20 protein-coding genes are annotated in these 18,193 nt (G+C 68.7%); 4 read left to right on the top strand and 16 right to left on the bottom strand.

What is annotated here, in order from left to right:
* Positions 1-3 precede the first annotated feature (3 nt).
* Complete coding sequence (locus tag AB5J49_RS32380) at positions 4-576, top strand: cob(I)yrinic acid a,c-diamide adenosyltransferase (protein WP_369172400.1); 573 nt, start codon at positions 4-6, stop codon at positions 574-576.
* On the opposite strand, the gene AB5J49_RS32375 is transcribed toward AB5J49_RS32380, so the two are convergent.
* Positions 573-761, bottom strand: a complete 189-nt coding sequence (locus AB5J49_RS32375) for a DUF5708 family protein (protein WP_369172399.1) — start codon at positions 759-761, stop codon at positions 573-575. The genes AB5J49_RS32380 and AB5J49_RS32375 overlap by 4 nt on opposite strands.
* Positions 758-1,345 carry a hypothetical protein gene (locus AB5J49_RS32370; RefSeq protein WP_369172398.1) on the bottom strand — a complete coding sequence of 196 codons (588 nt, stop codon included), beginning with the start codon at positions 1,343-1,345 and terminating at the stop codon, positions 758-760. Before AB5J49_RS32370 ends, AB5J49_RS32375 begins: the two co-directional genes overlap by 4 nt.
* A 152-nt stretch (positions 1,346-1,497) precedes the next feature.
* Between AB5J49_RS32370 and AB5J49_RS32365 the strand changes: the two genes are divergently transcribed.
* The 3 genes from AB5J49_RS32365 (at position 1,498) to AB5J49_RS32355 (ending at position 5,309) form a co-directional block, all read left to right on the top strand.
* Entirely contained in the window at positions 1,498-2,688 is a 1,191-nt protein-coding gene (locus AB5J49_RS32365; protein ID WP_369172397.1) for a sensor histidine kinase, read from the top strand.
* Positions 2,685-3,335: a response regulator gene (locus AB5J49_RS32360; protein WP_369172396.1), complete on the top strand. Its 651-nt coding sequence runs from the start codon at positions 2,685-2,687 to the stop codon at positions 3,333-3,335. Before AB5J49_RS32365 ends, AB5J49_RS32360 begins: the two co-directional genes overlap by 4 nt.
* Before the next feature lie 150 nt (positions 3,336-3,485).
* The gene (locus AB5J49_RS32355; protein ID WP_369172395.1) at positions 3,486-5,309 is read left to right on the top strand and encodes a glycosyl hydrolase family 18 protein; all 1,824 of its coding nucleotides are present in this window, start codon (positions 3,486-3,488) and stop codon (positions 5,307-5,309) included.
* 23 nt (positions 5,310-5,332) lie between these two features.
* Here the strand turns inward: AB5J49_RS32355 and AB5J49_RS32350 are convergent, their stop codons facing one another.
* The 14 genes from AB5J49_RS32350 to AB5J49_RS32285 all read right to left on the bottom strand — a co-directional run bounded on the left by AB5J49_RS32350 (position 5,333) and on the right by AB5J49_RS32285 (position 18,175).
* Positions 5,333-5,779, bottom strand: a complete 447-nt coding sequence (locus AB5J49_RS32350; protein ID WP_062709764.1) for a DUF2550 domain-containing protein — start codon at positions 5,777-5,779, stop codon at positions 5,333-5,335.
* Positions 5,780-5,941: 162 nt separating this feature from the next.
* Complete coding sequence (locus AB5J49_RS32345; RefSeq protein ID WP_062709761.1) at positions 5,942-6,316, bottom strand: F0F1 ATP synthase subunit epsilon; 375 nt, start codon at positions 6,314-6,316, stop codon at positions 5,942-5,944.
* Between the two features lie 128 nt (positions 6,317-6,444).
* Positions 6,445-7,881: a F0F1 ATP synthase subunit beta gene (gene atpD / locus AB5J49_RS32340; protein WP_369172394.1), complete on the bottom strand. Its 1,437-nt coding sequence runs from the start codon at positions 7,879-7,881 to the stop codon at positions 6,445-6,447.
* Positions 7,881-8,798, bottom strand: a complete 918-nt coding sequence (locus AB5J49_RS32335; RefSeq protein WP_369172393.1) for a F0F1 ATP synthase subunit gamma — start codon at positions 8,796-8,798, stop codon at positions 7,881-7,883. The genes atpD and AB5J49_RS32335 overlap by 1 nt, the downstream gene beginning before the upstream one ends.
* A gap of 21 nt (positions 8,799-8,819) precedes the next feature.
* Positions 8,820-10,409, bottom strand: a complete 1,590-nt coding sequence (gene atpA / locus AB5J49_RS32330) for a F0F1 ATP synthase subunit alpha (RefSeq protein WP_369172392.1) — start codon at positions 10,407-10,409, stop codon at positions 8,820-8,822.
* A 126-nt stretch (positions 10,410-10,535) separates the two neighbouring features.
* A complete protein-coding gene (locus AB5J49_RS32325; RefSeq protein WP_369172391.1) occupies positions 10,536-11,351 on the bottom strand; it encodes a F0F1 ATP synthase subunit delta in 816 nt (271 codons plus the stop codon).
* Complete coding sequence (locus tag AB5J49_RS32320) at positions 11,348-11,896, bottom strand: F0F1 ATP synthase subunit B (protein WP_369172390.1); 549 nt, start codon at positions 11,894-11,896, stop codon at positions 11,348-11,350. Before AB5J49_RS32320 ends, AB5J49_RS32325 begins: the two co-directional genes overlap by 4 nt.
* A 39-nt stretch (positions 11,897-11,935) precedes the next feature.
* Positions 11,936-12,172: an ATP synthase subunit C gene (locus tag AB5J49_RS32315; protein WP_045558932.1), complete on the bottom strand. Its 237-nt coding sequence runs from the start codon at positions 12,170-12,172 to the stop codon at positions 11,936-11,938.
* A gap of 73 nt (positions 12,173-12,245) precedes the next feature.
* Positions 12,246-13,016 (bottom strand): F0F1 ATP synthase subunit A, encoded by a 771-nt coding sequence (gene atpB, locus AB5J49_RS32310; protein WP_062709821.1) that lies wholly within the window; start codon positions 13,014-13,016, stop codon positions 12,246-12,248.
* 273 nt (positions 13,017-13,289) lie between these two features.
* Positions 13,290-13,727, bottom strand: a complete 438-nt coding sequence (locus AB5J49_RS32305) for a hypothetical protein (protein ID WP_369175339.1) — start codon at positions 13,725-13,727, stop codon at positions 13,290-13,292.
* 317 nt (positions 13,728-14,044) lie between these two features.
* Entirely contained in the window at positions 14,045-15,403 is a 1,359-nt protein-coding gene (locus AB5J49_RS32300) for an MraY family glycosyltransferase (protein ID WP_369172389.1), read from the bottom strand.
* Between the two features lie 140 nt (positions 15,404-15,543).
* Positions 15,544-16,782, bottom strand: coding sequence for a serine hydroxymethyltransferase (gene glyA, locus AB5J49_RS32295; RefSeq protein ID WP_369172388.1), 1,239 nt, complete (start codon positions 16,780-16,782; stop codon positions 15,544-15,546).
* Between the two features lie 68 nt (positions 16,783-16,850).
* A complete protein-coding gene (locus AB5J49_RS32290) occupies positions 16,851-17,531 on the bottom strand; it encodes a protein-tyrosine-phosphatase (protein WP_369172387.1) in 681 nt (226 codons plus the stop codon).
* On the bottom strand, positions 17,528-18,175 hold the full coding sequence (locus tag AB5J49_RS32285) for an L-threonylcarbamoyladenylate synthase (protein WP_369172386.1): 648 nt from the start codon (positions 18,173-18,175) through the stop codon (positions 17,528-17,530). Before AB5J49_RS32285 ends, AB5J49_RS32290 begins: the two co-directional genes overlap by 4 nt.
* Between the last annotated feature and the right edge of the window lie 18 nt (positions 18,176-18,193).

Below are 18,193 nucleotides of genomic sequence, written 5' to 3'. Positions count from 1 at the left end.
CACATGGTCAATCTGACGCGCATCTACACCAGGACCGGCGACCAGGGCACCACCGCCCTCGGCGACATGAGCCGGGTCGCCAAGACCGATCTGCGGATCTCGGCGTACGCCGACGCCAACGAGGCGAACGCGGTGATCGGTACCGCGATCGCACTGGGCGGGCTCGACGAGGAGATCGTCAAGGTCCTCACCCGCGTGCAGAACGACCTGTTCGACGTGGGTGCGGACCTGTCGACGCCAGTGGTGGAGAACCCGCAGTTCCCGCCGCTGCGGGTCGAGCAGTTCTACATCGACAAGCTGGAAGCGGACTGCGACCACTTCAACGAGCAGTTGGAGAAGCTGCGGTCCTTCATCCTTCCGGGCGGTACGCCGGGCGCGGCCCTGCTGCACCAGGCCTGCACGGTCGTACGCCGGGCCGAGCGCTCTACGTGGGCCGCGCTGGAGGTGCACGGCGAGGTGATGAACCCGCTGACGGCGACGTACCTCAACCGCCTGTCGGATCTGCTGTTCATCTTGGCGCGGACGGCGAACAAAGCCGAGGGCGACGTCCTCTGGGTCCCGGGCGGGGAGCGCTAGCGGTTCTCGCGCAGCCGTTGGGACAGGCCCACGAGGACGAGGGCGCCGCCGACGCACATCATCACCAGGCCGACCTTGGTCAGGGTGACGACCGGTACCTCCACGTCCTCGGTGAACAACCACAGCGGCAGGCCGATCAGGAAGGTGACGACACCTTCCAGCAGGTTCTTCGACGCCTGGCTCATGACCGGACACGCTCCTTGCCGGTCGTGAGCCGGGACTCGTCCTCGGCGTCGGCGGGGGCCTTCTTCGGCCAGATCCAGTACGCCAGGGCGATCAGGCCGTAGATGCCGACCGTGCGGATCGCCACCCACTGGAAGGCGCGCAGGGAGCTGACGTCGCCGGAGTCGCCGACGTACCAGACGGCCAGCTGGAGCAGGCCCAGGGCCACCGCGCCCCCGTACACCGCCCGCATCCACAGCCTGGCCTCGTGGCGGGCGCGGGCGCGACCGTAGCGGGGCGGCTTCTGCGGAGGCGGGCCGCCGCCCAGGCGGGGGGCGGCGTGGCCGTCCAACCAGCGGATCGTGTAGTGGCCGAAGGCGACGGTATAGCCGATGTAGAGCGCGGCCAGACCGTGTTCCCAGCCCGGCTCGGCGCCGTTCTTCAGGTCGATCGCCGTCGCGACGAACAGGACCAGCTCCAGCACCGGCTCGCACAGCAGCAACACCACGCTCGTACGGCGCCACTTCAGCAGGTAGCGGACGGCTAGGCCCAGGGCCAGCAGCACCCAGAAGCCGACTTCGCAGGCGATGATGAGGGCGACGATCACGACTTGCTCCTTTCGGTCACCCTTCCAGGCTCCCGGCGGCCACGGCCGCTTTCGTCGTCGGCGGTGACGAAACCGCCGTACATCGAAAGATGCAGTCCAGGACCCTCCCCCCGAATCAGGCGTCGGCCACGGCCACCGTGTTGGATGGAGTCATGGCCCTCCCCCGCCCGCACCGTTTCGACGTGTACATCGCCATCGGCGGGCTGCTCGGCGGCCTGCTGCTGGTGGGCATCGGCCTGGCCACGCGGCCCGCCAAGGACCCGATCACCCTCTTCGACGGCCCCTGGCCGATCCTGGTGCCGCTCACCGTGATGGCCGGCTGCGAGCTGCTGCGCCGGACCTCCCCCCGCGCAGCCCTGCTGATCGGCACGCCCGCGATCTGCGTGGACGTCTTCACCCAGGGCAACCTGGCCACGATCCTGATGTTCACCGACCTCGTCTACGCGGCCGTGCTGTACGGCCCGCTCGCCTCGGCCCGCCGTATCCAGTGGATCACCGGACTGCTCACGGTGGCCGGAACGCTGGTGCCGTTCGCGGTCTGGCGCGTCCCGGAGGCGCTGCTGATCGGCGTGGTCGTCGGTGTCGTGGCGTACGCGCCCGCCTCCACCGGCTGGATCGTGCGCAACCACCGCGACGCCGCCGAGGCCGCCCGTCTGCGCGCCGAGCAGACCGCGCTGCTGGCCGAGATGGACCGCACCCAGGCCGTCACCTCGGAACGCGCCCGCATGGCACGCGAGTTGCACGACATGGTCGCCAACCACCTCTCCGCGATCGCCATCCACTCCACGGCCGCGCTCTCCCTGGACGACCCGAGGACCTCGCAGGAGGCCCTGTCCGTCATCCGTGAGAACAGCGTGCAGGGGCTCGCCGAGATGCGCCGGCTCATCGGCATCCTGCGCGACTCCAGCGGCGACACCGAGCCGGTCGCCGCCCCGACCCTCGACGGCCTCGACGCCCTGGTCGACGGCGCCCGCACCAACGGCCTCGACATCACCCTCGACGTCTCCTGCGGCACCGTCCCCGCCCCGGTCGAGCTCGCCGCCTACCGCATCGTGCAGGAGTCGCTGACCAACGCTCTCAAGCACGCCTCCCCCGGCAGGGTCGGGGTCGCGTTGGCCCGCCGGGACGGCTCCCTCACCGTGGCCGTGACCAGCCCGTTCGGCGGCGACCGCGACGGGCCCCGCGCGCCCGGTTCGGGTGCCGGGCTGGTCGGGATGCGGGAGCGGGTCGAGCTGCTGGGCGGCACCTTCGAGGCCGGTCCGGACGAAGACCCGGACTCGACCGACGGCAAGATCTGGGCCGTACGCGCCACCCTTCCCGTGACCGAAGGAGACAGAGAATGATCCGCGTCCTGGTCGCCGAGGACCAGTCCGCCGTCCGCGCCGGCCTCGTCCTCATCCTGCGCAGCGCGCCCGACATCGAGGTGGTCGGTGAGGCGGCGGACGGCGAGCAGGCGGTGGCCATGGCCCGCGAACTGCGGCCCGACCTGGTGCTGATGGACGTTCAGATGCCCCGCCTGGACGGGGTCTCGGCGACCCGGCAGGTCGTCGCCGAGCAGCTGGCCGACGTCCTCGTGCTCACCACCTTCGACCTCGACGAGTACGTGTTCGGGGCGTTGCGGGCCGGGGCCGCGGGGTTCCTGCTGAAGAACACCGAGGCGTGGGATCTGATCGAGGCCGTCCGGACGGTGGCGCGCGGCGAGGGCCTCATCGCCCCGGCCGTGACCCGGCGCCTGATCGCCGAGTTCGCCGCCAAGCCCGTGCGCGAGACGACAGCCGATCCATCGGTTCTGGACAGTCTGACGCGCCGCGAGCGCGAGGTGCTGGCCTGCCTCGGGGAGGGGTTGTCCAACGCCGACATCGCGACGCGGCTCGACATGGCCGAGGCGACGGTGAAGACGCACGTCAGCCGGTTGCTGGGGAAGCTGGAACTGCGTAGCCGGGTCCAAGCGGGCGTACTGGCACAGGAGTTGGGGATCCAGCGGGGCTGAGCCGAGGGGCATAGCAGGGAGGCCGGTCCCAGGCGGAAGTCAAGTGGTCCAGACCTATTGACCGCTGGTCCAGACCTTTCTATTCTCACCGCACCATGAGTGGGCGTGAGGCTCAGCATGCCCCCCAACTCCCCGACAAGGAGGCGCAGCATGCGCTTCAGACACAGAGCCGCGGCAGGGTTCGCGACACTGTTGCTCCCCTTCGCCGGCCTGGTCGGCCTCGCGAGCCCCGCCGAGGCCGCGACCTCCGCCACCGCCACCTACGCCAAGACACAGGACTGGGGCTCCGGCTTCGAGGGCAAGTGGACGGTGAAGAACACCGGCACGACCTCCCTCAGCTCCTGGACGGTCGAGTGGGACTTCCCCTCCGGCACGTCCGTCACCTCCTCCTGGGACGCCGACGTCACCTCCTCCGGCACCCACTGGACCGCCAAGAACAAGTCCTGGAACGGCACCCTCGCCCCCGGCGCCTCCGCCACCTTCGGCTTCAACGGCACCGGTACCGGCTCCCCCGCGAACTGCAAACTGAACGGCGGCAGCTGCGACGGCGGCAGCGTCCCCGGCGACAACCCGCCGTCCGCCCCCGGCACGCCCACCGCCTCCGACATCACCAACACCTCGGTGAAACTGAGCTGGTCGGCCGCCACCGACGACAACGGCGTCAAGAACTACGACGTCCTGCGCGACGGCGCCAAGGTCGCGACGGTGACGACCACGTCGTACTCGGACACCGGCCTGAGCGCCGCCACCGACTACTCCTACACCGTCCAGGCCCGCGACACCGCCGACCAGACCGGTCCGGCGAGCGGCGCCCGCGCGGTGCGCACCACCGGCAGCACCACGGAACCGCCCCCGACCGGTGACAAGGTCAAGCTCGGCTACTTCACCGAGTGGGGCGTCTACGGGCGCAACTACCACGTCAAGAACCTGGTGACCTCGGGCTCTGCGTCGAAGATCACGCACATCAACTACGCGTTCGGCAACGTCAAGGACGGCAAGTGCGTCGTCGACGACACCTACGCCGCCTACGACAAGGCCTACACCGCCGACCAGTCCGTCAGCGGCACCGCCGACACCTGGGACCAGCCGCTGCGCGGCAACTTCAACCAGCTGCGCCAGCTGAAGGCCAAGTACCCGCACATCAAGGTGCTGTACTCGTTCGGCGGCTGGACCTACTCCGGCGGCTTCGGACAGGCGGCGGCCAACGCGGCCGCGTTCGCCAAGTCCTGCAAGGCCGTGATCGAGGACCCGCGCTGGGCCGACGTCTTCGACGGCATCGACATCGACTGGGAGTACCCGAACGCCTGCGGCCTGACCTGCGACACCTCCGGCGCCGCGGCCTTCAAGAACCTCTCGCAGGCACTGCGCACCGAATTCGGCTCGAACTATCTGATCACCGCCGCCATCACGGCCGACGCCTCGTCCGGCGGCAAGATCGACGCGGCCGACTACGGCGGCGCCGCCCAGTACCTCGACTGGTACAACGTGATGACGTACGACTACTTCGGCGCCTGGGACAAGACCGGCCCGACGGCCCCGCACTCGCCGCTCACCTCGTACTCCGGCATCCCGAAGGAGGGCTTCAACTCCGCCGCCGCCATAGCCAAGCTCAAGACCAAGGGCGTCCCGGCGAGCAAGCTGCTGCTCGGCATCGGCTTCTACGGCCGCGGCTGGACCGGCGTCACCCAGTCCGCCCCCGGCGGCACGGCCACCGGCCCGGCGACCGGCACCTACGAGGCGGGCATCGAGGACTACAAGATCCTCAAGACCTCCTGCCCGGCCACCGGCACCGTCGCGGGCACGGCGTACGCGCACTGCGGCAGCAACTGGTGGTCGTACGACACACCCTCGACGATCGCCGGGAAGATGACCTGGGCCAAGAACCAGGGCCTGGGCGGCGCGTTCTTCTGGGAGTTCAGCGGCGACACCAGCAACGGTGAGCTGGTGAGCGCCATCAACAACGGGCTGTCGTAAGGAAGTCCAGGGGGTCGAAGACCCTACGCGACATTGACGCGCTGACCGGGCGGGGCTGCCTCAAGCCACGCGAGGAAACCGGTCAGCGCGTCTTCGCTCATGGCGAGTTCCAGGCGCGTGCCCCGGTGCAGACAGGTGAGGATCACCGCGTCGGAGAGCAGCGCCAGCTCCTCCTCGCCGTCCGGGACCCGGCGGCCGGCCACCTCGATCGCGGAGCGCTCCAGGATGCGGCGCGGGCGATAGGCGTAGGAGAAGACGCGGTACCACTCGATGCGGTCGCCGTTGTAGCGGGCGACGCCGTAGCTCCAGCCCTTACCGCTGGTGTCGGGTTTCTCCGGCACGTCCCAGCGCAGGGAACAGTCGAAAGTGCCGCCGGAGCGCTGGATGAGCCTGCGGCGCAGGCCGAAGACGAACAACCCCAGCACCACGAGGGCGACAACGATTCCGCACACAGTCAGAGCGAGGACCATCGACACCGACCTCCTCGTCTCCTAGGTAACGGAACGGAAAAAACTTCCATATCTGCCTCAGCCGCGACCGGCACCGGATTGCTCCGGTCCCAGCCGCGGCTGAGTGACGTCATCGCGTGCACTGTCCCAGAGCCTAAAGGCCCCGGGCGGTACCCCCAGGGGTCAGCGCGCCGTCGCCGCCCGCAGGCGGACCTCCGCGCGGCGCTCGGCGACGTCGTCGCCCTCCGCCTTCGCGCGCTCGAGTTCCCGCTCCGCGCGCTGGACGTCGATCTCGTCCGACAGCTCGGCGATCTCGGCCAGCAGCGACAGCTTGTCGTCCGCGAACGAGATGAAACCGCCGTGGACCGCGGCGATGACGGTTCCACCTTCACTCGTACGGATGGTCACCGGGCCCGACTCCAGCACACCGAGCAGCGGCTGGTGACCGGGCATGACGCCGATGTCGCCGGACGTGGTGCGCGCGACGACCAGGGTGGCCTGGCCTGACCAGACCTCACGGTCGGCGGCGACCAGCGCGACGTGCAGCTCAGCAGCCAAGGTGGCTCCTCGGGTCACCACCCGGCGGTTCTGCCGGGTGTTGGTTACAAGTCTAGTAGGCGTGACAGAGGGGGCGGGACGTGCCCCGCCCCCTCTGCATGAGCACAAGGCTCAAGAGCACCGGTACGTCAGGAGACGCCCAGCTCCTTCGCGTTCTTCTTCAGGTCCTCGAGACCACCGCACATGAAGAACGCCTGCTCCGGGAAGTGGTCGAACTCACCGTCGCAGATCGAGTTGAACGCGGAGATCGACTCGTCCAGCGGCACGTCCGAGCCGTCCACACCGGTGAACTGCTTGGCGACGTGCGTGTTCTGGGACAGGAAGCGCTCGACGCGGCGGGCACGCTGGACGACCAGCTTGTCCTCCTCGCTGAGCTCGTCGATACCGAGGATCGCGATGATGTCCTGGAGGTCCTTGTACTTCTGCAGGATCCCCTTGACGCGCATGGCGGTGTTGTAGTGGTCCTGCGCGATGTAGCGCGGGTCCAGGATCCGGGACGTGGAGTCCAGCGGGTCCACGGCCGGGTAGATGCCCTTCTCGGAGATCGGACGGGACAGAACCGTCGTCGCGTCGAGGTGGGCGAACGTGGTGGCCGGGGCCGGGTCGGTCAGGTCGTCCGCGGGGACGTAGATCGCCTGCATCGAGGTGATCGAGTGACCACGGGTCGAGGTGATGCGCTCCTGGAGGAGACCCATCTCGTCGGCCAGGTTCGGCTGGTAGCCCACCGCGGAGGGCATACGGCCGAGCAGGGTCGAGACCTCGGAACCGGCCTGCGTGAAGCGGAAGATGTTGTCGATGAAGAACAGCACGTCCTGCTTCTGCACATCGCGGAAGTACTCCGCCATGGTCAGACCCGCGAGGGCCACGCGCAGACGGGTGCCCGGGGGCTCGTCCATCTGACCGAAGACCAGCGCGGTCTTGTCGATGACGCCGGAGTCCGACATCTCCTCGATGAGGTCGTTGCCCTCACGGGTGCGCTCACCGACACCGGCGAACACCGACACACCGTCGTGGTTGTTGGCGACGCGGTAGATCATCTCCTGGATGAGCACCGTCTTGCCGACGCCGGCACCACCGAACAGACCGATCTTTCCACCCTTGACGTACGGGGTGAGAAGGTCGATGACCTTGACGCCGGTCTCGAACATCTCGGTCTTCGACTCGAGCTCGTCGAAGTTCGGGGCCTTGCGGTGGATCGCCCAGCGCTCACCGTCGTAGGTCTCGTCGACGTTCAGCACCTCACCGAGGGTGTTGAACACCTTGCCCTTGGTGAAGTCGCCGACCGGGACGGTGATGCCCGTGCCGGTGTCGGTGACGGCGGCCTGGCGGACCAGACCGTCGGTGGGCTGCATGGAGATCGTCCGGACCAGGCCGTCACCCAGGTGCTGGGCGACCTCCAGGGTCAGGATCTTCTTCTCGCCGGCGTTGGCCGGGTCGGCCACCTCGACGTGCAGGGCGTTGTAGATCTCCGGCATCGCGTCGACGGGGAATTCCACGTCGACGACCGGGCCGATGACCCGGGCGACGCGGCCCGTGGCAGCGGCCGTCTCAACTGTCGTCGTCATTACCTGTCACTCCCCCAGCTCGCGTCGGCCAGGGCTGCGGAGCCACCGACGATCTCGCTGATTTCCTGGGTGATTTCGGCCTGGCGGGCCGCGTTCGCAAGCCGGGAGAGCGTCTCGATCAGCTCTCCGGCGTTGTCGGTGGCCGACTTCATCGCGCGCCGCGTGGCGGCGTGCTTGGAGGCGGCCGACTGGAGCAGCGCGTTGTAGATACGGCTCTCCACGTAGCGCGGCAGAAGGGCGTCGAGGACGTCCTCCGCCGACGGCTCGAAGTCGTACAGCGGGAGGATCTCGCCCTTGGGCGCGGCCTCCTTGGCGACCTCGTCGAGGCTGAGCGGCAGCAGGCGGTCGTCGAGCGCCGTCTGCGTCATCATCGACACGAACTCGGTGAAGACGATGTGGAGTTCATCCACGCCGCCCTCGGCCGTGTCCGTCTCGATGGCCTCGATCAGCGGCGCCGCGACCTTCTTGGCGTCCGCGTACGTGGGCTCGTCCGTGAACCCGGTCCACGACTCCGAGACCTTGCGCTCACGGAAGTTGTAGTGCGCCAGACCACGCCGGCCGACGATGTACGTGTCGACCTGCTTGCCCTCGCGCTCCAGGCGCTCGGTCAGCAGCTCCGCCGCCTTGATGGCGTTGGAGTTGAAGGCACCGGCGAGACCACGGTCGCTCGTCAGGAGCAGCACCGCGGACCGGGTGACCGTCTCGGCCTGGGTGGTCAGCGGGTGCTTGGTGTTCGAACCGGTACCGACCGCCGTGACCGCGCGGGTCAGTTCCTGCGCGTACGGCGTGGAGGCCGCCACCTTGCGCTGCGCCTTGACGACGCGCGAGGCGGCGATCATCTCCATCGCCTTCGTGATCTTCTTGGTCGCGGTGACGGATCGGATGCGACGCTTGTAGACCCGGAGCTGGGCTCCCATGAGTCAGGTCCCTTCCTTACGTCACTTGGCGGCGGGCGAAGCGTCCTCGCCGAGCAGCTTGCCGTCCGAGGTCTCGAACTGCTTCTTGAACTCGGCAACGGCGTCGTCGATCGCCTGGATGGTGTCGTTCGACATCTTCGCGCCCTCCTTGATGGAGGTCATGAGGCCCTGCTCCTTGCGGTGCAGGTACTCCAGCAGCTCCTTCTCGAAGCGGCGGATGTCGGCGACGGGAACCTCGTCCATCTTGCCGTTGGTGCCGGCCCAGATGGAGACGACCTGGTCCTCGGTGGCCATCGGCTGGTACTGGTCCTGCTTCAGCAGCTCGACCATGCGCGAACCGCGCTCCAGCTGCGCCTTCGACGCGGCGTCCAGGTCGGAACCGAAGGCGGCGAACGCCTCCAGCTCACGGAACTGGGCGAGGTCCACGCGGAGACGACCCGACACCTGGCGCATCGCCTTGTGCTGCGCGGAACCACCGACTCGGGAGACGGAGATACCGACGTTCAGCGCGGGACGCTGACCGGCGTTGAACAGGTCCGACTCCAGGAAGCACTGGCCGTCGGTGATGGAGATGACGTTGGTCGGGATGAACGCCGAGACGTCGTTGGCCTTGGTCTCGACGATCGGCAGACCGGTCATCGAGCCGGCGCCCATGTCGTCGGAGAGCTTCGCGCAGCGCTCCAGCAGACGGGAGTGCAGGTAGAAGACGTCACCCGGGTAGGCCTCACGGCCCGGCGGGCGGCGCAGCAGCAGGGACACGGCACGGTAGGCGTCGGCCTGCTTCGAGAGGTCGTCGAAGATGATCAGGACGTGCTTGCCCTCGTACATCCACTGCTGGCCGATGGCCGAACCGGTGTACGGCGCCAGGTACTTGAAGCCGGCCGGGTCGGACGCCGGGGCGGCGACGATGGTCGTGTACTCCAGCGCGCCGTTCTCCTCCAGCGCGCGGCGGACCGACGCGATCGTCGAGCCCTTCTGGCCGACGGCGACGTAGATGCAGCGGACCTGCTTGTTCGGGTCGCCGGTGCGCCAGTTGTCACGCTGGTTGATGATCGTGTCGACGGCCAGGGCGGTCTTGCCGGTCTGGCGGTCACCGATGATCAGCTGACGCTGGCCACGGCCGATCGGGGTCATCGTGTCGACGGCCTTGTAGCCGGTCTCCATCGGCTCGTGCACCGACTTACGGGCCATGACGCCCGGAGCCTGCAGCTCCAGGGCGCGGCGGGCGGACGTCTCGACCTCGCCGAGGCCGTCGATCGGGTTGCCGAGCGGGTCGACGACGCGGCCGAGGTAGCCCTCGCCGACAGCCACGGAGAGGACCTCACCGGTACGGGAGACCGGCTGCCCCTCCTCGATGCCGCTGAACTCACCGAGGACGATGGCACCGATCTCGCGCTCCTCGAGGTTGAGGGCGAGGCCGAGGGTGCCGTCCTCGAACTTCAGCAGTTCGTTGGCCATGGCCGAGGGCAGACCCTCGACCTTCGCGATGCCGTCGCCGGCAAGGGTGACCGTACCGACCTCCTCGCGCGAGGCCGCGTCCGGCTTGTACGACTGGACGAACGTCTCCAGCGCGTCCCGGATCTCCTCCGGCCGGATCGTGAGCTCCGCCATCTGGGTTCCCTGCTCTCCTTGTTGGGCCCGAAGTTTCACTTTGGGGGTCTGGGGGCGACCCCCAGGATTCTTCTGCACGGCCCAACCAGGGCCGTCGTAAGTACGTACTGCCTATTGAGTTGCTGGTCAGCTCGCCAGGCGGCGGCCGGCGTCCTCGATACGGTCCGCGAGGGAGCCGTTGATGACCTCGTCGCCGACCTGCACCCGGATTCCGCCGAGGACCTCGGGGTCCACGTCCAGGTTGAGGTGCATCTGGCGACCGTAGAGCTTCGCGAGGGCGGCGCCGAGGCGCTGCTTCTGCGGTCCGCTCAGCTGTACCGCCGAGGTGACGACGGCCACCATGCGCTCCCGGCGCTCGGCGGCGAGCTTGGACAGGGACTCCAGTCCCGACTCCAGGCTACGTCCACGCGGCGCGGTCACAAGACGCGTCACCAGACGCTCGGTGGTCGCCTTGGCCCGACCGCCGAGCAGGCTGCGCAGCAGCTCGCCCTTGGCCGAAGCGGTGGCGGACCGGTCGGTCAGCGCGGCGCGCAGCCCGGTGTTCGAGGCGACGATCCGGCCGAACCGAAACAGCTCGTCCTCGACGTCGTCGAGCGTGCCCGCCTTCTGCGCGGCGGTGAGGTCGGCGGTGCTCGCCAGCTCCTCCAGGGCGTCCACCAGATCGCGCGACTGCGACCAGCGGGAGCGCACCATGCCGGCCAGCAGGTCGGCGGCCTCGCCACTGACCTGGCCGGCGAGCAGGCGCTGGGCCAGCTCCGCCTTGGCCTCGCCCGCCTGCGCCGGGTCGGTGAGGACCCGACGCAGCGAGAACTCGCGGTCGAGCAGCGCGGTGACAGCGGCCAGCTCGTCGGCGAGCTGCCCGGCGTTCACGGACGTGCTGTCCGTCAGCGCGTCGAGACGCTCACGTGCGGCTGCCAGGGCCTCGCGGCTCGCTCCGTTCATCGCGCGGCCTCGGCCTTCTCCTCAAGGTCCTCGAGGAAGCGGTCGATGACACGGCTCTGCCGGGCGTGGTCCTCGAGGGACTCACCGACGAGCTTGCCGGCCAGGTCGGTGGCGAGCTTGCCGACGTCCTGGCGCAGCGCGGAGGACGCGGCCTTGCGGTCGGCCTCGATCTGGGCGTGCCCGGCGGCGACGATCTCCTCGCGCTGCCGCTGGCCTTCCGCGCGCATCTCGGCGATGAGCGTGGCGCCCTGCTCCTGCGCCTCCTGGCGCAGACGCGCGGCCTCGTGCCGGGCCTCGGCGAGCTGCGCCTTGTACTGCTCGAGGACGCTCTGCGCCTCGACCTGCGCCGCCTCGGCCTTCTCAATACCACCTTCGATCGCCTCGCGGCGCTCTTCCAGAACCTTGTTGATGTTCGGAAGCAGCTTCTTCCAGAAGAAGAAGAACACGATGGCGAAGGCGATGGTGCCGACGAGCAGCTCGGGGCCAGGAGGAACGAGCGGGCTCTGCTCTTCCTCGGCCGCCAGCTGTACCAGGTTGGCGATCACATCAGTGCCTTTCGTCGAAAAGTGTCAGGTGGCTAAGGCTTAGCGACCGAACACGAACGGCATAACGATGCCGATGAGGGCGAGCGCCTCACAGAAGGCGAAGCCGAGGATCTGGTTGGCGCGGATCAGGCCGGCGGCCTCGGGCTGACGGGCCAGGGCCTGGGTGCCGTTACCGAAGATGATGCCGACGCCGACGCCGGGGCCGATCGCGGCCAGGCCGTAGCCGATGGAGCCGAGCGAACCGGTGACGGCGGCGAGGGTCTCAGTGGCAGCCATGCTGATTCTTCCTTCTCTTTACGGACCGGTGGGAGTTGGCCACCGGACGATCAGGGGGTGGGTGGGGCGGGGCTCAGTGGTGCTCGGCGAGAGCGCCCTGAATGTACGAGCAGGCGAGGAGCACGAAGACGTACGCCTGGACGGCCTGCACGAAAAGCTCGAAGAGGATCATGACCACGGTCATGACGAAGGAGACACCGGCCGCCGGGATCATCCAGCTGTTCAGCAGGTACCAGGACGCGACCGTGAACATGACCAGCATCAGGTGGCCGGCGAACATGTTGGCGAAGAGTCGCACCGCGTGCGTGAACGGCCGGACGAAGAGGTTCGAGAGGAACTCGATGAACATCACGAGCGGCAGCACGGCGCCAAGCGACTTGTCGTAGCCGGTGACGTTCTTGAAGAAGCCGACGAAACCGTGGCGCTTGAAGGTCAGCGAGACCCAGAGGACCCAGACGAGCGCGGCGAGGACGATCGGGTACGCGATGATCGACGACACCGGGAACTGGGCCAGCGGAATCACGGACCAGATGTTCATGATCCAGATGAAGAAGAACATCGAGACCATCAGGGGGACGTACTTCTCGCCCTCCTTCTTACCGAGGGTCTCGTAGACGATGCCGCGGCGTACGAAGTCGTAACCGGCCTCGGCGACCATCTGCAGCTTGCCCGGCACCACCTTCGCCTTGCTGAAGGCGAGTGTGAAGAAGGTGACGACCAGCAGCGTGGTGATGAGGGCAAGCAACATCACCTTGTTGAACTCGAACCCTCCGACCGTGGCGATCGGCTGGAACAGGAACGAGTGCAGGCCCGGAGCCGGGAAGCCACAGCCGTTGTCGGACATGATCCGACAGTTCCACTCAAAGGCGAGCTGGGTCTGGTCAGCACTCACCACGGGCTCCTTCGGCGTGACGCATGGGTACGGCAACCTCGTTGTGTCGGCGCGGCGCGCAGCCGCGGGTCGGCACTGGACTGGTGTTACGGATGTGGGGGCGGCTGGGGGGCATCAAGCCTCGCGATTGAGCAGGCGTCAGCTCAGATGCCCGCGCCCGCGATGCCGCAGTTGGCACCGGACGATAGCAGGAGATACCCCACGCCTTTATCCCGGCCCTACCCCTCACGACGACGGCCCCGTCTTCTCGGACTTCTCACTCTTCTCGTGGTCGGGATCGATGTAGAAGATCTTGGCCTTCATGTGCGCACGGGCCTGTGCAGCCATCCACACGACGGTCGCGACTACGAGCGAGGCGGCGAACGCCTTCGCGTTGAAGAGAGAGGTGTCCTTGAAGAGGGCGACGAAGATCAGGAGCAGCAGGAGCTGAGCGACATAGAGCATCAGCCCCATGGCCTGGAACAACTGCGGGAGCGTTTTTGCCGTCCATTGCAGGACATACAGGCCGACCCCCATGAAGAGGATGGCCAGCACTGTCCCGACAGCCGCACCGATCGCCCCCTCGCCGCCGGCGATCACACCGCTGACAGCAACGGCGACCGCGCCGACCGCGGCCGTAGGCACAGCGATCTGCAGAAGGTTCCGGGCGTCATTGGACGGCATGGCGGCAGCTCCGCTTTCACGGTGGGGGCAGGGTGTCGTCATGGACGAGCGTAGTCCCGGGCTGAGAGGGAACCTCACGCCAACGGACCGTCGCACTGCGGCCCTTCGGCTCTATCCGGGGGTTCTCGTGAACCGTATCACAAACTATTTGATGAGGTCTTTACCTGGCGGGTGTGCCCGGTGTCACACATGAGAGTGACAGTGCGCGTCTGTGCAAAAACACGGCCGACTTGTCTGGTATTGGGGAACTTCGCTCCCCCATGACTTGGCAATGCTCTAGTCAGATTCTTACCTTGGCCGCGCTCTTACCTTGACCGTCAGCGCGACGTTCCGGCTTTCCGCCGGTCCAGGAAACGCGAACGGGCGCCGATGGCGGTCGCGCCGTTGACCCGGGCCACCCCGGCCACGACCGGAGTGCGCGACTCTTCCTCGGACAGGGAGTCGGCGTCGGCCGTTGCCTCGGTGGCGGCGGTCTGCGGTGTGGTGGCCGCGGGCTCGGCGACAGCCCCGCGGCGGCGGTAGCGCGGCGGCACGAACGCCTCGGCCCAGCGCGGGGCGCGCGGGGTGAAGCGCGGGAGCAGCAGCAGGGCCAGGCCGATGGCGCTGAGGAACACCACGCTCAGCACGATCCACATGGACGCCGAGTTCACGGAGTAGGCGAGCGCTCCGAAGGCGATCAGCGCCGACCAGAAGTACATGATCAGCACCGCGCGGCTGTGCGAGTGGCCGATCTCCAGCAGGCGGTGGTGCAGGTGGCCCCGGTCGGCGGCGAACGGCGACTGGCCCCGCCAGGTGCGGCGCACGATCGCCAGCACCAGGTCGGCGGCCGGGATCGCGATGATCGTCAGCGGCAGCAGCAGCGGGATGTAGACCGGCACCGTCTGGTGCACGGCCTCCTTCTCGGAGCCGGCGAACAGCTTCAGCGCGTCCGGGTCGACCTGTCCCGTGATCGAAATCGCGCCCGCGGCCAGCACCAGGCCGATCAGCATCGAGCCGGAGTCGCCCATGAAGATCCGCGCCGGGTGCATGTTGTGCGGCAGGAAACCCAGGCACATGCCCATCAGGATCGCCGCGAACAGGGTGGCCGGGGCGGCGGCCTCGATGCCGTACGACACCCAGACCCGGTAGGCGTAGAGGAAGAACGCGGCCGAGGCGATGCACACCATGCCGGCCGCGAGGCCGTCCAGGCCGTCGACGAAGTTGACCGCGTTGATGGTGATGACGACCAGGGCGACCGTCAGCAGGGTGCCCTGCCACTGGGTCAGCGCGACCGAGCCGAAGCCGGGGATGGGCAGCCACAGGATCGTCAGACCCTGCATGACCATGACGCCGGCGGCGATCATCTGGCCGCCCAGCTTGATCAGGGCGTCGATCTCGAACTTGTCGTCCAGGACGCCGATCAGCCAGATGAGCGCCGCTCCGGAGAGCAGCGCCCGCGGTTCGTTGGACTTCTCGAAGACCGCACTGAGGTTGGTGAGGTGGTCGGCGACCAGCAGGCCCGCGCACAGGCCGAAGAACATCGCGATCCCGCCGAGCCGCGGAGTGGGTTCCCGGTGCACGTCGCGCGCCCGGATCTCCGGCATCGCTCCGGCCACGATCGCGAACTTACGTACCGGCCCTGTCAGCAGATACGTCACCGCGGCCGTCACGCAGAGCGTCAGCAGGTATTCACGCACGGGCTTCCCCACAAGTCTCGCTGGCCATCTCAGCCCCACACCCTAGCGATGGACACGTACGCGACGCATATGTGTGGGGACTTCCGGGTAGCGACGATGGTTGCACGGGCAGCTGTGTGCCCAGGTGCGTCTACCCCGCCTCAGCCGGGATACGGGGGAAATCTACCGGTCAGCTCCCGCACTTCTTCACGAGCCTTCTGACTTTCCCGCTCCCCGCGCAGCACGCCCGCCAGCAACGCGGCCAGCCACACCATCTCCTCCTCCCCCATGCCCTGGGTGGTCACGGCCGCCGTGCCCATGCGCAGGCCGCGGTCGTCGCCGTGCGGCAGCACGCAGCAGTCCAGCACGATCCCGGCCGCGGCAAGCCGCCCACGCGCGTCACGGCCGTCGACGCCGAGGGGCGCCGGGTCAGCGGTGATCAGGTGGGTGTCGGTCCCGCCCGTGGTGACGACCAGCCCCTCCGCGGCCAGGCCGGCCGCCAGGGTCCTCGCATTGGCGACCACCTGATGGGCGTACGCCGTGAACGCCGGTGTTGCCGCCTCGCCGAACGCGACGGCCTTGGCGGCGATGGTGTGCATCTGCGCGCCGCCCTGGGTGAACGGGAACACGGCGCGGTCGACCCGCTCCGCGAGGTCCGCGCCGCACAGGATCATGCCGCCGCGGGGCCCGCGCAGCACCTTGTGCGTAGTGGCGCACACCACATCGGCGTACGGCACCGGGCTCGGCGCCGCACCCCCGGCGACGAGCCCCATCGGGTGGGCGGCGTCGGCGATGAGATACGCGCCCACCTCGTCGGCGATGTCACGGAAGTGGGCGTAGTCGATGTGGCGCGGGTAGGCGATGGACCCGCAGACGACGGCCTTGGGCCGATGGTTGCGGGCGAGCGTGCGCACCTGGTCGTAGTCGATGAGCCCGGTCTCGGCGTCCACCCCGTACCCCACGAAGTCGAACCAGCGCCCGGAGAAGTTGGCGGGTGAGCCGTGCGTGAGGTGTCCGCCGTACGGCAGCCCGAGGGCGAGCACGGTGTCGCCGGGGCGCAGCAGGGCGGCGTACGCGGCGAGGACGGCCGAAGACCCCGAGTGCGACTGCACGTTGGCGTGTTCGGCCCCGAACAGCAGCTTGGCCCGCTCCACGGCGAGCCGCTCGGCGACGTCGGCCAACTCGCAGCCGCCGTGGTACCGGGCACCCGGATAGCCCTCGGCGTACTTGTTGGCGAGCGGCGACCCGAGAGCCGCCAGCACCGCGGGCGAGGTGAAGTTCTCGGCGGCAATGAGCTGAAGCGTCGTCGACTGCCGGTCGAGCTCTGCGAGCAGGATGTCGGCGAGCTGCGGGTCCTGACGGCGCAGGACGTCGGCCTCGATGGCATGGGCAACCGTCATGGTGGGCTCCGGGCGTCGACGGTGACGTACGTCCAATGTAGGCCCGGGGCGACAGGTACGCCCGGTTGTTACGCCCGCGCGGGTACTCCGGTGAGCGCTGTGACGACCGGGTCCAGCGCCTCGTGTATCTCGTCCCCCACCGACCGGAAGAACGGCAGCGGTGCCCCGTACGGGTCGTACACCTCGTCCGCCTCGGCCGTCGGCGCGAGGAGCCACCCGCGTAGAGCCGCCGCCGCGCGGACCAGGGCGCGTGCGCGGAGGACCACGCCGTCCTCCAGGGGCGGCAGGGTCGCCGGGTCTATCGCGCGGACCAGGCGGGTGAACTCCTTCAGCGTGAAGGTGCGCAGGCCCGCCGAGTGGCCCATGGAGATGACCTGGGCGCGGTGGTCGCGGGTGGCCGTCAGGACCAGGTCGGCGCGGATGACGTGCTCGTCGAGGAGCTCGCGGCCGACGAAGCCGGCGGCGTCCGCGCCGAAGTCGGCGAGGACCGTCTCCGCGTTGGCCTCCATGGGGGCTCCCTCGTGGCCCCAGGTGCCCGCGCTCTCCACGATCAGCCCGCCGCCGAGCACACCGAGCCGCTGCGCCACGAAATGACGGGTCAGCCGCTCGGTGATCGGTGAGCGGCACACATTGCCGGTGCTGACGTGGAGGATGCGGAAGCTGTCGCGCGGAAGCCCGACGAACGTCGTCGTGATCTCCGCGGCACGTTCCCCGTTGCCTATGCCACGCCCCGCCTCAGGGGCTGTCAATTCGCCACCTCGAGGTCGGGTACGACCTTCCGCAGCTCTTCCGCGGAGATGGCGCCCGCGCGCAGGAGGAGGGGCACGTCGCCGGTCACGTCGACGATCGAGGACGGGACGTTGCCGGGGGTCGGGCCGCCGTCCAGGTAGACGGAGACCGAGTCGCCGAGCATCTCCTGCGCGGCGTCGCAGTCCTCGGGAGCGGGGTGGCCCGTCAGGTTCGCCGACGACACCGCCATCGGTCCGACCTCCGTCAGCAGCTCGATGGCGACCGGGTGCAGCGGCATGCGCACGGCAACGGTGCCCCGGGTGTCGCCCAGGTCCCACTGCAGCGAGGGCTGGTGCTTGGCGACCAGTGTCAGCGCGCCCGGCCAGAAGGCGTCGACCAGCTCCCAGGCCAGCTCGGAGAAGTCGGTGACGAGACCGTGGAGCGTGTTCGGGGAGCCGATCAGCACAGGGGTGGGCATGTTGCGGCCCCGGCCCTTGGCCTCCAGCAGGTCGCCCACGGCCTCCTTGGAGAACGCGTCGGCGCCGATGCCGTACACCGTGTCGGTCGGGAGGACCACGAGCTCGCCACGGCGGACGGCGGACGCGGCTTCGCGCAGACCGGTCGTGCGGTCGGTCGCGTCGTTGGTGTCGTATCGCCGTGCCATATCTAGCGGGCCTCCTCG

This window comes from Streptomyces sp. R28, assembly GCF_041052385.1.
Taxonomy (GTDB): Bacteria; Actinomycetota; Actinomycetes; order Streptomycetales; family Streptomycetaceae; genus Streptomyces.
Note: the sequence above shows the minus strand (reverse complement) of the source record. Positions and strands in the feature narration are given on the sequence as shown.